This is a genomic window from Enterobacter sp. RHBSTW-00901 (assembly GCF_014103115.1).
In the GTDB taxonomy this organism is placed as follows: Bacteria; Pseudomonadota; Gammaproteobacteria; order Enterobacterales; family Enterobacteriaceae; genus Enterobacter; species Enterobacter cloacae_P.
Genome location: NZ_JABXPB010000001.1, coordinates 1,963,477 through 1,975,554 on the forward strand (window position 1 = coordinate 1,963,477; position 12,078 = coordinate 1,975,554).

The window sequence follows — 12,078 nt, forward strand, 5'->3', positions numbered from 1 at the left end:
CTAATTTCCTTGATGACTTTAACTTTAGTTTTTTCAATGGGGTTGTTTTTGGTACGCTCATGTTTTTTGTGAATTTATTCTTGAAAATGAAAAAATACAAATCATAGGGCTTGGTTGTTGTTGAGAATAACTATCTGAGCCAGAAACAACAGGCTCAGAAGGGGCTTTGTTGAATAAATCAAACTTTTGCTGAGTTGAAGGATCCGATTACGCATTCCCTGACAACGCAAGCAGTCCCGTGGCAAAGCAGAAGATCAGAATCACCAACTGGCACACCTATAACAAAGCGCGTATCAACCGTGGCTCCATGACTTTCTGGCTGGACGATGAAACAATTAAGGCGTGGTATGACACCGCCCGCCTTCAGCACGCGGAAGACCTCAGCGCTATTCTGACCTTGCCATCACTACCGTTCTGGTGATTAAACGCGTATTCCGGCTGACCCTGCGGGCTGCACAGGGCTTCATTGATTCCATTTTTACCCTGATGGGCGTTCCGCTGCGTTGGCCAGATGAGTATGCGGACCGCAACCGTGCTGTTACTAATCAGCGGCTGAGCGGAAGCAATGCACGGTGGAAATGGACAACGGAATATTACCGTCGCGCTATAGCGGAAACGGCCATGTATCACAGCTGTTCGGAGGTTCACTGACATTACGTGACTACGATGGTCAGGTTGCAGAGGCTCTGGCCATGGTACGTGCACTGAACAAAATGACGAAGGCAGGTATGCCAGAAAGCGTGCGTGATGCCTGATAATCCGACCCGCAACAAGGACGTTCGCACGGAATCTTATTTATTCAACAAAGCCTCACCGATGTAGTGCCCACATTTTGTTGCGAAAATTAGGACAACATAACCTCCCGCGTTACACTATCAGGCATAGTATAGCTACCGTTGCTCCCATTCATTTTCAGAGAATAGCCATGAACGCTAAGACGTGGTGTAAGCACACCTGTTTTAGTTCCACGCACTTTTTGAGATTTCCGGTTTTTCAGCCATCAGCCGGTACTCTTCCGGAGTAAGGTTGTTCAGGGATTCATGAGGCCGCTCGTTGTTATATTCCATCAGCCAGCGCTCGGTAATTTCCCGTGCTTCATTCAGTGTTCTGAACAGGTAAAAATCCAGAATTTCTGTCCGGTATGTCCGGTTGAACCGTTCGATAAAAGCATTCTGTGTTGGTTTACCCGGCTTGATAAATTCGAGCTGCACGCCATGTTCTTCGGCCCATTGTGCCAGCGCCAGTGAGACCAGTTCTGGCCCGTTGTCCATCCGCATCTTCAGCGGGTAGCCGCGATTTGCTACGATCCTGTCCAACACCCGGATGACTCGCTGAGCCGGGATATTCAGGTCGATTTCTATCGCCAGTGCTTCACGGTTAAAATCATCCACCACATTGAAGGTCCGGAAGCGTCTGCCGCAAAGCAGCGCGTCATGCATAAAATCGATGGACCAGCTCTGGTTTAGCGCTTGCGGCGTCGCCAGTGGTGCTGGATTACGCACTGGCAGCCGCTGTTTTCCCTTGCGACGAAAATTCAGTTTCAGCAGGCAGTAAATCCGGTGAACGCGCTTATGGTTCCAGGTATTGCCCTGCCTGCGCAGCAGCTGGAACAGCTTCTTAAAACCGTAGCGCGGATAGCGTTCAGCCAGTTCAGTCAGTGCATGGATCACCGGTTCATCACGCCGGGTATCGGGCCGATAAAAATACACTGTCCTGCTCAGCGATAACGTCCTGCAGGCCTGGCGTAAACTCATGGCAAATTGCGCCGTCAGATAGCTGACGAGTTCACGCTTTATCGCTGGTTTTAAAGCTTTTTTTCGATGACGTCTTTAAGTGCCCGGCACTCAAGGCTAAGATCAGCAAACATCTGTTTAAGCCTTCGATTCTCATCTTCCAGATCTTTGATTTTTTTAATATCGGCCGCTTCCATCCCGCCATATTTCGCCTTCCAGTTGTAATAGCTGGCTTCGGATATCGCGGCCTCCCGGCACACATCTTTGACGGTTCGTCCGGCTTCGACGGACTTCAGCACGGCGATGATCTGGTGTTCAGTGAATCGGATCTTGCGCATAGCGACCTCCTCAGGGGACATAATCAGTATGTCGGAAGATCTCTAAAAGTGAATGGGTCGTTTTACCGGGATACTTACAGTGGGTTTTAGTATTTATTATTTTTGCGGGTTCGTTGAATACTGCTATGGCGGATAGTTGCCGAGCCAATATTTTTGATGGGCAGGACTGTCGCTATGACGATGGCACAACATCCAGCAGTCGGGCCAATATTTTCGGCGGACAGGATATCACTTACAGCGACGGAAGGAAGGCAACCAGCAGAGCGAATATCTTTGGTGGACAGGATACGAATTACAGCGATGGCAAAAAATCCAGCAGTAGAGCCAATATTTTTGGCGGTCAGGATACCCATTACAACGACGGCACCCAGTCTAGCAGTCGGGCCAATATTTTTAATGGTCAGGATACTCACTACAGCAACGGTAAGCCCTCAACCAGTCGCGCGAATATTTTCGGCGGGCAAGATACGCAAAACTATTAACGCCAGTAAAGGATTGTCAATGGAATCAGCATGGTCTGCTCGCCCAATGCCTGCGGAAGATTAAAAATGGTCGAAATACAATAATTTCAAGCTATGAGCAAAGCAGACGGGAAGCTCTTTCGCGAAACAAAGATACCGCGCCAGTTGCACCGAAATTGTATCGTTTTTTGTTCCTGGGCGAATGGGAAAATAAAGTTAGGGGAATTCTGGAGCGGGCGAAGGGAATCGAAACTCTGTTTCATAATTTCCGCAACGCGACGATCATCGAATCAACATAGTAACTATTATTGATACTTGATTGCGAGATTTTAGAGGATCAGTCTCATGACAATCAAGGGCCAGGAGTATCTTTATCTTTCACCGGACGGCGTTTGGCAGTTTCAGATCTACGTTCCGGCATACATGCGCCACATGTTCGGCGGTAAGCGTCTTTACAGGAAAAGTACAGGCACGAGAGACATTTACAAGGCGCGTCACTTCCGCAATCACATGCTGGTAGAGTGGAACAACCTGAAAGAACAGTTCAAGCCGGATACGGAGGATAGGCGCATTCAGCTTGCGATCACTTCCCTGCACTCTCAGATCCGAAAGAACAAAAACAAGCCACTGATTGAGGAACGAGCAAGTTCTATTCCTCACTTATGCCTATTACGTGACGAATACGCCACCGCTTACCGAGATCGGCGTTCACTGTCCACATTGAGCAAATCGGCGCGAGCGGTAGAAGTGTTTCTCCAGAGTATTGGGAAAGTTGATATCAGTCTGGATCAGATTGGACGCCGATTAGTTACAGACTTCATAGAAGAACAGCAGAAACGCGATGTAGCACCCCAGACGGTGCAAAACTGGCTTACATCGTTAGGTAGCCTCTACGAGTTCGCCAAACGCCGCTATGACGCTATAGCCCCCCTAAATCCGTTTCATGGTCACAACCTTGAAGCCCGGCGCACCATTGAAAGCTATCAGCCGTTTGAATGGCATCAGCTATCTACACTACTCAACGAAGCAGACGAAGAGCTACGTGCAGTTATTCTGATCGGTTTATTCTCTGGTGCAAGGCTGGACGAAATAGCCAGCTTGAAGAAAGAAGAGATCGTTATGGTGGAAGGGATACGTACTTTCTACATTAGCAAATCCAAGACGAAAGCTGGTATCAGACACATCCCTATCCACGCTTTTCTGATCGGCATGGTGGATTATTATCTGAGTTTGAACACTGGAGATTTCTTGTTACCACAGGCTAACAAGATTGAACGCAAAGACGGTAAGAAAGGACCATTCTATTCCCAAGCATTCACCCGCTTACGGCGTCGCGTAGTGCCTATGGCTACAGACCGCCAATGCTTTCACAGTTTGAGGGGGCATTTTATCACGTGTCTTGACCGTGCCGGAGTACCCGAACAGCGTATAGGCTACATCACGGGGCACTCTTCACAAGCCGCTTCTACAGAAGCATTCAAGACCTACAGCGCGGGGTGTTCCATGAAAGAGCTATCCGACTATGTGGAAATGGTGGATTATCCAGAAATCATCTTTCCAGAAACGAAAAAAGGGGCGTAAGCCCCTTATTTCTTAAACTCCGTAGTAACCGTATCACCTTCGGTTTTCTTAGGTGCATTGTTCACCACCCTTTGTTTCACCGTACCGCCTACAGATTTATTCCCCTGCGTTTTAGTAGCAATTACATTAACTGTAGCAGTGCTAACAAGTCTGATCTGTTCAAATTCAAGATCGAATTGCATCGCGTATTCAGATTTATAATCGTAGGAGATGCCCGAGAGAATAACATTCTCGTACACTTTGTGCTCTGTCACTAATGTAATAGGCTGACGACCATCAAATATTTTATCAAGATACTGGATAGCCTGAGAAATACGAGTACCATTAACGCCAGCACTGTATAATAAATCTTTCTCAAGCCTTACCGGAGTTTCGGTAATAATCCCAGATAGCTTGAATGTATTATTCTTAATCTGAACGTGATCGCTCACTTCTGCCCCGCTCTCAACGGGATAGCTTGTAATTTCCGCCTGTCTGCGTATTCCCGTGTCTGTCACGGCATCAAACACTATCGCCTGATAGTTTTGAATGTAGCTATCAGAAGCTGGATTATAAACAGAAGCAAGAATAGTGAATCCGTTTTCACCTTTATTACGCGTAGCACTGCTGTTATTACTGTTCTGAGTTGAATTGATTCGGGAGGAATCGCCACCGATTGTTAAACTTCCTGGTGTTGCCATTTTATTTTATTCCTTATAAAGAGGGACATTAGCCCCCCGCCCCTTGTCCAGATGAAACAGCCAGCACCATACGCTGATTATTGTCATTGATACGCTGATCAACGGTAGCATTAAGCATGTTTCCAAACGTTGGATCAGGGGAAATAGTTAGATGAATAAGCCCTTCCGGTAGCTGATTCTGCAACACCACAGGCTGCATGATCGGAGCACTGGCTGGCTTAGCTGGCGCTGCTGCACTCTGTTTCAACATCGAAACAGGAGAGTAATTTCCGTTGGTGCTCTGCGCGTAGCTGCTAACGTCTTTAGCGTTGCTTGTCCCGTTCCACCAATCATGGAACGTATCGAACACATTAGGCTGATGTGTGCCGTCCTGATTCGGTTGGCTGGCTCCATAGGCGTTAGCCACAGGGTTACTTCCAGCCTGTACAGGTGCTGACGTAGTGCCGTAATGCTGGCTAACAGCTTCTTTAGAGGTGTTATCCCCATTCAGGAGATTCAGCTTACCTGTGATCCAGTTGGTTAGCTTCATCAGGCCGGATACAAGATCACCGGCTGCTGCCCCTGCCCCCTTGAAGAAGGGTAACGCCTCCTGCATCGCTTCCTTAAACTCTTTCACCGTCGCAGGGTCGAGAGACTCCATGAAACCTTCAAAGAAGGCCAACTTCTGGCTATCGTTGAGAATGTCCATTTCCTGATTAAACTTGCGATAGGCTACAAGCTGATCTTGCTGCTCCTGGTTCAACCATTGCCCGTTACGCTTGAGCACGTCCACCTGATCAGTGAGAGCCTTACCACCATTCATAAACGCTTTATGGTATAGGCCCAGGTCATCACCTAACTGTTCCAACGATGCGAGGATTTGCTCTGGTGATTTGCCCTGCTTCTCTAACGTATTGGTATAGGCAGAGACGAAGCCCATCGGGTTCTTTTGGTAGGATTGCAAATCTTTCAAAGTGAATCCGGCAGTGTTCACCGCTGACAGAATCCCCTGATCTCCACCTTTGTATTGACCAGATTTCTTATCGTATTTAGCCTCATTGAGAGTTTGACCAATGCGATCTTGAATATCCTTATAATTATCAAGGAGTTTCCTCATTCCCTGAATGCCCATTCCTGAGTCGATCCCGTTAGCCGTCGCATACTGGCTTTGTGCTTGTAGCGCGTTGTAATCAACGTTCCCTAATCTGGCACGCTGCACAATCTCGCTACGCTCTTCCTGTGCTGTTACAGCCTCTTTCCCCCATGAATAAGCGCCATAAGCCGCCGCACCAATCCCAGCGCCAGCAAGCGCACCAGTGCCTAAGCCCATTAGAGAGCCAGAGATAGCCCCTGTAGCCTTACCACCGCCACCAGGAGCGTTAGCCCCTCCCGCCTTCGCTGCTGCCCTACGCTCTGCGTTAATGCGTCTGTAGCTCTGCTGGAGTCGTTTGATCTCGCTGTTCTGTCTTTGTAGAGAGATAGTTCCTGCTGCATAGGCTTTGGTGATCCGTGACGCTGCAAGCGCTGCCTGTGTAAGTTCAACATTGGTAAGGTGCTGCATATTTTTGAAACTCGAAGCTGTATCGAGCAATTTTAGCGAAGCCCGTTCACGGCGCTGTGCGTTTCTTGCGGCCTCTTTCGCTGCTTGAGCCTCTACACGGACTTGCGCCTTAGCTGCCCTTGCCTTTTCTCGTTCATCGCTATTACGTGGCTTTGACGCTTTCTTATTCAGCTTATCTAATTCTCTTTCAGCAGACTTTAGCCCCTGGCTGAATTTTTTCATATTCAACGTGGGGTCTTTAATGCCTTTGGCTTTCTTCTGAATTTGGTCGAAAGCGTCCATAGCTTCCTTCATTGAATTACGATCAACGCTGAATGTCACGGTGTTATTAATTTTACTGGTCTGAATTTCAAGCATGATTATTCACACCCTTTCTTTTCGTTCACAAGATAATTAAGTGCATCTGATACACTCATTCCTTTGAAAATAAGTTGTCTTAAATGTGAATAGCTCACATCAAGTGCTCTCGATACGGCTGCTAAATTGAGTAGTTGCTCTGCACTTGTATCATTTAGTTGTAAGTGCAAGCCTCGACTCTTTAGGATAAGTTCCAATTTCATCTTTCCTCATTCTGGAAATAAAAAAGGGCGGGAACACTGGGGAGATGTTCCCAACGTTCACACGCCCTATTCAAAAGCCTGATTATTTCCAGCGGGTCAGGCTCCCGCTTGCTCATTAAGCAGTGATGGTGATCTTCACCTGCATACCTAACGCATGGTTCACTGGTAATGCGCTGTTTTCGTGCATAACGTGGTAAGCATCGCCGCGCTCGCTCAGGTAGCCCCAAGAGTAGTATTCAGCAGGTGCTGCATCGATCAGCGCGAAGTTACCAGAGGCAGCGCCGTAGATGTTCTGATAAGCATTTGTGCCTTTACTGAACACCGGAACCGCCACCATGTCGGCATCGTCCGGCATCTGTGCAAGGATCAGCGGATCTGTCACTTTAACAATGTCGATCGGCGCACCAGGCAGACTAAACGTACTAACACCAGGGAGAAGCTCGTGACGCTGGTAGAATAGGTTACGGTCATCATATGGCGCTACATACTGGAACGCCTTAGACATACTGTCAGAGAAGCGAATCTGGCTAAATGCAGCAGGTTTAGCGAATACGATCACTCGTTCAATCTGTCCAGCCAATCCACCTGCGGCAGCCTGAACTTTGTCTAAGATCGCATCAAAATCCTGTGCCGCTGTCGCTGTGCTCACGCTGGCTGTCATTGGCACCACACCGAACAGTTCAGCATAAGAGATCAGTAGGTCATCAGTTGCAGGCGTATAAACTTCACCTTTGAACAGAGCACGGGCCAGGTAAGACTCACGGGTACGCAGATAAGCAATCTTATGTTTGCCAGTGTATTCGGTGTACAGGTCGGTAACGGTTTGCTCGTAGTCCGTTCCCTGCACTCTGCGGCCTTGTACGTCTACAGGTTTAAACTCATCTTCCCTTGCAAACCAAGGAATCTCGATAAGGTATTCTTTCCCATTCTGACGCGCGGTAGTGTCGTGGTTTGATGAATAACGGCTCTGCGGGGTGTTAAACAGGCTGTAGTTATCATCCAGAAGCTGTGTCACCACCACTTTCGGATTCTGAACACCTACCCCATCAAATAGGTCGAGGGCATTCATAAGATAGTTACGTTCCGGCAGAGCCTGGAAGATTGGCGCTAAATCGACCATCTCACGCCCAATTGCGATTTTACTCATTATTTATCTTCCTTGATTAAGAGGTGAAGAATGGACGGCATACGAACCCTTTGGATTCGAGCGTGGTGATAGCTGCGGCGTGATTAGCTGCGTGCAGGTTGTCGGCTTTCAGTGCTACGAAGCTACCAACATTAGGCGCACGTAGGACATTCACGGTTTTACCGTCGCCAGCACTCACGAAATCACTTACCACCACAAAGGCATCATCGCCGGAGGTGTATAGAGCGCCATCAGCGCCGATAACATCGCCGCATTCAATATCTGCTGGCAGGTCGAAAACACGGCCTTCTACGACTGCAAAAGAATCAGTGGCGTAGCTCACTACGTCAGTGAAACTCTTACGAATTGGGAAAAGTTCGGTTAGGTCTACAATCATTGTTGTTTGATTTCCTTGGATTTGATTGCGATCCGTTCCTGCATACTAAGTTGAGGTGTGTCCTCAGAAGGGAAATACTGGTCTACAGCTTTTTCAATTTCTTCAACGGTACATCCTGCCATTTCAGCCACTTTAGCTATTAACTCAGGATTAACTTGAATCACTTCGGATTTGTATTTTAGGATTCGGTCGCGATTGTTTAATAGAAACATTGTGTTGTTCCTTCGCGTTATAACTGCGTTCATCCTTCCATTAATAACGGAAGTGTTACATGCAGATTGTTAAAAAGGGGCGATTAAGCCCCTGGAGAATATGCCCTTGTTAGAAAGCATTCTGTTAAAATCATTTTCGTTTCGGAGGATTATGATGTTAAAGAATGGTTTCTTGAAAAAATGAAGGGCGCAACTGTTACGAATAACAGAAGTAGGATCGCCCGTCATTGCCCCACTTCAAAACAGAAGCCCTTCTGTCATGGCGAGAAGTGGGAATGGAATCTCAATATCACCACTGGAAAAGTAATAAGAGATTACTACATTCATCCTAACGGAATGAATGAGTAAAGAGCGAATGCCCTTTCTGAAAAAGTCGGAGATGCGCGGTGATTGCGATGCAATACCAACACAACGAGATATTACATCCCGCGCATTCCTTCGGAACTAAACAAGACAAAGAGGAAAGAACCAACACTTTCAGAAATAGCATTCAGAGGGAGAGAATGCCGCTATGGGAACGGCATTCTCAAGGAGTGCGTATTGACATACGAGGGTGAAGTGATTCGAATACTTACCCTATAACTCATTATGACACATATAGCACATATTGTCAAGACATTTCGTAACTTTTATGTTAAGGCACATTCTTCCGCGATCTGGATGGCAAGCTCTCCGAGTTCAACAGTGATGTATTGCAGAGAGCAAGCCAGCTCCTCAAGGTCATTAGCTACACGCCACGCATCTTCTGGTGTGATCGTACTGCCGTCACGCTGCACCAAACGAGCTACAGACGTTTGCAGATGTTCAAGGGCGGTGATTGCCTGTTCAGTGTATTGCACCGCTTCCAGAAGCGCGGAGGGCGTTCTCTCACGCCACGCTGCATTAACAAGCTGTAAGGTTGGTAAATGCCAGTTGTCGTGGAAGGAGTTAATTAGGGTGTTCACGGTGTCCATAGTTTTATTATTCATTGTTTTCCTTGTCGTCAAAGAGAATATCAAAGTCTTGTGTGTGCTGGGATAGTCCCCAGGTTTGACAATACCCAATATAATCGGCGTAATGTTCAAATCCTGCTATTTGCCATTTCTTGAGATGGCTACTATCTATAATATATTCGCGTCTGCATCGTGGTTTGTAATAAACGTCATCCGTTGACGATAGAACATCCTGCAATAGTTCAAACTCTAATCCAGTTGGTACTACTGCGGGATATTCTTTAATAGTTGTCACCATCTCATCAGGAATAGACTCTCGTGCGAGGTCTTGTAGAGAAGAGGTGTATTTACGTTTGCTGATGCGTGTTGCTTGTTCTATCCGTTTAATTGGATTTCGTTCTTTTCGTCCCATTCATTCCTCGTAGAGAGGGAAACTCCTTGTCTGGTTATAACGTAAACGCCATAGAATATGGTGAACCAACATAAAGCAGTAATCATAAAGTTTCCCGATTGTGTGTTTCAGAAATTAGTGTAGATGAATTCTACATTGTCTCGTTCGATGTGTTTCAGCGTGAATGATAGATAATGGCTTTCATCGTCTATCTCAATCACACCAATGTTGCGCAGCGCACGAAGCCAGAATCTGATCCCGTTATCACTTACACCGGATTTATCAGATAGCTCGCTGTAGGAAATTTTGGTTTTCCTTCCTTTCCAGAACCAAATAAGCGCATAATAAACACCCTTCCCGCTATCGTTGATCTGTATCTGGTTTGTGTTGTTCAGTTTTATATATTGTATCAATTAGGTCTCCTGATTAGTTCCAGTTTCGTTTGATTGTTGCTATTCCAACATTCATAACTTCTTGAGTTTCTTTCTGAGTAAGCCCACTGGCTTTATGTTTCTGCACCTCGGCGCGGGTGTTGTCGCCTTTACTTGTATCGCGTCTCTTTCTCACTTTCCCAAATTTCAGACATTCAATCTTTGCACCAGGGAAATAATGCTCTTTGATGTATTCAGCAGTTGCCAGATCCGGCACTACGAACGCCAGAGGGTGATCAGTGTCAGCATTACGGATAGATGTACGGCTAATAAACTGGTAGCACCGTTCATAGTTCATCGCGGCGCGTTGCTTCTGTTCAAATTCTTCCACATCCCATCCGTTAATCTCCGCATACTGCCGCCATTTACCCTGGAAATCTCGATCAAGATTACTGCATCCGAGAAATACAGCATTGTGTATGTGCTGGTAATGGTTCAGTCCATAGGAAGCCATTGAAACACGGATACCACGGGAAGCATCGGTAAGAATTTCATCCCCTATCGTAGTAAACTGACACAGGGATTTATCTCTGTTAGTGGCAAAGATGAATTCACCAGGCACGCGCTGGATGATTTCCTGGAGATGTTCGTGAAACACTTTCTGTAATGCTGTCAAGGTGCATCTGTTTTCACATACGGCGACCAGGGAGATCAGTACACGCTTATGTTTACGTCTTTCAAGTGGCGGCTGTAAATCTTCACCAGCTTCCTCAACTTCGTATTTCGTCAGATGTTCAGCAGCCCAGACAAACAAGCTCCGAGAAGAGCCAGCACCTAAGAGTGTAAGTTGTTCAGCCCATTCTACAGATCTGATAATTGGTGAAGCAGTGAAAGCAAACAGGTGTTTATTCTCTTCGTAGAGAAGTCCTGCACCCTGCATTATCGCCCAAAGTAGGCGCTTTAACTCAACTCCACTCGACTGTTTTTCATGCCAGTATGCGTAGAAATCTTCACGCTTATCCTCACTCAGGAATAACAATCCGTCGCGCTCTTCCAGCCAATCCAGGAATGGGAAATTTTGTTCCGTCCGATTTGTATGCTGCACTTTGATGTAAGCGCCAAACATTGCATCAGGGATTTCATCAACAAATATACTGAAATTACGGAGAAGGTTTTGAAGTTCCGTTTCAAGCGCTGCACGATAACAATAATGAATAAAGCATTGATGTGTGCAGATAATAACCGAATGCTGGAAATCGTATTCCAGGGTGGAAATTAGGAGATTTACCGCTTCTGTTTCGGTGTCCACATGGAAACTCTTAACCCGCCGTCCTGTGAGTTCTTCCCTCACCTGTCCACATAATTCATGTGTTGGCATCACGAGAAGATAACGAGGGGGAATTGCTTCGGAATTTGTTAATAAACTTGACTTGATGTAGTGCTGTAACGTGGTGGACTTTCCAGATCCGCAAATTGCATCAACGTAGGTTATTACTTTTCTTCTTTGGTTCATTGGTTTCCTCTTTGTTAAGGACTGTTGTTATTAATTCGCTCACCAGTGCGGCGGCGGCTTTATTTTCACGATTGGCACGCGCGATCAGCGCCTGATAAGTCTCAGGGGTGAAGTTGATTTTCATTTTCTATTCCTTCTATTTGGTCTGTTCGGTTGTAGAAGCGCGGATTGTATCCCATCGCTTCAATACTTCGGTGAAGAAATCTTCCCGTTCCTGATATCCACGAGCGCGGCAGGAATTAC

At 46.6% G+C, this 12,078-nt stretch carries 13 protein-coding genes and 1 pseudogene; 2 read left to right on the forward strand and 12 right to left on the reverse strand.

What is annotated here, in order from left to right:
• The first annotated feature begins 194 nt into the window (after window positions 1-194).
• Window positions 195-755: pseudogene (locus HV318_RS09370) on the forward strand (transposase).
• 204 nt (window positions 756-959) lie between these two features.
• Here HV318_RS09370 and HV318_RS09375 read toward each other — a convergent pair.
• Together HV318_RS09375 and HV318_RS09380 are read right to left on the reverse strand one after the other, a co-directional pair.
• Window positions 960-2,071, reverse strand: a protein-coding gene (locus HV318_RS09375) for an IS3 family transposase (protein WP_524537203.1) whose coding sequence is annotated in 2 segments (ribosomal slippage) — window positions 960-1,810 and window positions 1,810-2,071 — 1,113 coding nt in all. Because the reading frame shifts where the segments join, the coding sequence is not laid out codon by codon here.
• 86 nt (window positions 2,072-2,157) lie between these two features.
• Window positions 2,158-2,484, reverse strand: a complete 327-nt coding sequence (locus tag HV318_RS09380) for a hypothetical protein (RefSeq protein ID WP_182272536.1) — start codon at window positions 2,482-2,484, stop codon at window positions 2,158-2,160.
• Window positions 2,485-2,877: 393 nt separating this feature from the next.
• Here HV318_RS09380 and HV318_RS09385 point away from each other — a divergent pair, with 393 nt between their 5' ends.
• Window positions 2,878-4,113, forward strand: coding sequence for a tyrosine-type recombinase/integrase (locus tag HV318_RS09385; RefSeq protein WP_182272537.1), 1,236 nt, complete (start codon window positions 2,878-2,880; stop codon window positions 4,111-4,113).
• A 5-nt stretch (window positions 4,114-4,118) separates the two neighbouring features.
• Here HV318_RS09385 and HV318_RS09390 read toward each other — a convergent pair whose 3' ends face one another.
• From HV318_RS09390 to HV318_RS09435, 10 genes are all read right to left on the reverse strand, one after another.
• On the reverse strand, window positions 4,119-4,793 hold the full coding sequence (locus HV318_RS09390) for a phage baseplate protein (RefSeq protein WP_182272538.1): 675 nt from the start codon (window positions 4,791-4,793) through the stop codon (window positions 4,119-4,121).
• Between the two features lie 28 nt (window positions 4,794-4,821).
• Window positions 4,822-6,690 (reverse strand): hypothetical protein, encoded by a 1,869-nt coding sequence (locus HV318_RS09395; RefSeq protein ID WP_182272539.1) that lies wholly within the window; start codon window positions 6,688-6,690, stop codon window positions 4,822-4,824.
• Window positions 6,691-6,692: 2 nt separating this feature from the next.
• Window positions 6,693-6,893 (reverse strand): uL22 family ribosomal protein, encoded by a 201-nt coding sequence (locus HV318_RS09400; protein WP_249421797.1) that lies wholly within the window; start codon window positions 6,891-6,893, stop codon window positions 6,693-6,695.
• A 115-nt stretch (window positions 6,894-7,008) separates the two neighbouring features.
• The gene (locus HV318_RS09405; protein ID WP_060614978.1) at window positions 7,009-8,040 is read right to left on the reverse strand and encodes a major capsid protein; all 1,032 of its coding nucleotides are present in this window, start codon (window positions 8,038-8,040) and stop codon (window positions 7,009-7,011) included.
• A gap of 16 nt (window positions 8,041-8,056) precedes the next feature.
• Window positions 8,057-8,416, reverse strand: coding sequence for a hypothetical protein (locus HV318_RS09410; RefSeq protein ID WP_033801631.1), 360 nt, complete (start codon window positions 8,414-8,416; stop codon window positions 8,057-8,059).
• The gene (locus HV318_RS09415; protein ID WP_063134504.1) at window positions 8,413-8,628 is read right to left on the reverse strand and encodes a hypothetical protein; all 216 of its coding nucleotides are present in this window, start codon (window positions 8,626-8,628) and stop codon (window positions 8,413-8,415) included. Before HV318_RS09415 ends, HV318_RS09410 begins: the two co-directional genes overlap by 4 nt.
• Before the next feature lie 629 nt (window positions 8,629-9,257).
• The gene (locus HV318_RS09420) at window positions 9,258-9,596 is read right to left on the reverse strand and encodes a hypothetical protein (RefSeq protein WP_182272540.1); all 339 of its coding nucleotides are present in this window, start codon (window positions 9,594-9,596) and stop codon (window positions 9,258-9,260) included.
• The gene (locus HV318_RS09425) at window positions 9,589-9,972 is read right to left on the reverse strand and encodes a hypothetical protein (protein WP_249421798.1); all 384 of its coding nucleotides are present in this window, start codon (window positions 9,970-9,972) and stop codon (window positions 9,589-9,591) included. The genes HV318_RS09420 and HV318_RS09425 overlap by 8 nt, the downstream gene beginning before the upstream one ends.
• Before the next feature lie 405 nt (window positions 9,973-10,377).
• Window positions 10,378-11,835: a DEAD/DEAH box helicase family protein gene (locus tag HV318_RS09430; RefSeq protein WP_182272541.1), complete on the reverse strand. Its 1,458-nt coding sequence runs from the start codon at window positions 11,833-11,835 to the stop codon at window positions 10,378-10,380.
• Window positions 11,801-11,959, reverse strand: coding sequence for a hypothetical protein (locus tag HV318_RS09435; protein WP_039271878.1), 159 nt, complete (start codon window positions 11,957-11,959; stop codon window positions 11,801-11,803). Before HV318_RS09435 ends, HV318_RS09430 begins: the two co-directional genes overlap by 35 nt.
• Between the last annotated feature and the right edge of the window lie 119 nt (window positions 11,960-12,078).

What these genes read in the sequence shown, in the direction of transcription:
- HV318_RS09385 (WP_182272537.1), top strand. Translation starts at nt 2,878, where the DNA reads ATGACAATCAAGGGCCAGGAGTATCTTTATCTTTCACCGGACGGCGTT.
- HV318_RS09390 (WP_182272538.1), bottom strand. Translation starts at nt 4,793, where the DNA reads ATGGCAACACCAGGAAGTTTAACAATCGGTGGCGATTCCTCCCGAATC.
- HV318_RS09395 (WP_182272539.1), bottom strand. Translation starts at nt 6,690, where the DNA reads ATGCTTGAAATTCAGACCAGTAAAATTAATAACACCGTGACATTCAGC.
- HV318_RS09400 (WP_249421797.1), bottom strand. Translation starts at nt 6,893, where the DNA reads ATGAAATTGGAACTTATCCTAAAGAGTCGAGGCTTGCACTTACAACTA.
- HV318_RS09405 (WP_060614978.1), bottom strand. Translation starts at nt 8,040, where the DNA reads ATGAGTAAAATCGCAATTGGGCGTGAGATGGTCGATTTAGCGCCAATC.
- HV318_RS09410 (WP_033801631.1), bottom strand. Translation starts at nt 8,416, where the DNA reads ATGATTGTAGACCTAACCGAACTTTTCCCAATTCGTAAGAGTTTCACT.
- HV318_RS09415 (WP_063134504.1), bottom strand. Translation starts at nt 8,628, where the DNA reads ATGTTTCTATTAAACAATCGCGACCGAATCCTAAAATACAAATCCGAA.
- HV318_RS09420 (WP_182272540.1), bottom strand. Translation starts at nt 9,596, where the DNA reads ATGAATAATAAAACTATGGACACCGTGAACACCCTAATTAACTCCTTC.
- HV318_RS09425 (WP_249421798.1), bottom strand. Translation starts at nt 9,972, where the DNA reads ATGGGACGAAAAGAACGAAATCCAATTAAACGGATAGAACAAGCAACA.
- HV318_RS09430 (WP_182272541.1), bottom strand. Translation starts at nt 11,835, where the DNA reads ATGAACCAAAGAAGAAAAGTAATAACCTACGTTGATGCAATTTGCGGA.
- HV318_RS09435 (WP_039271878.1), bottom strand. Translation starts at nt 11,959, where the DNA reads ATGAAAATCAACTTCACCCCTGAGACTTATCAGGCGCTGATCGCGCGT.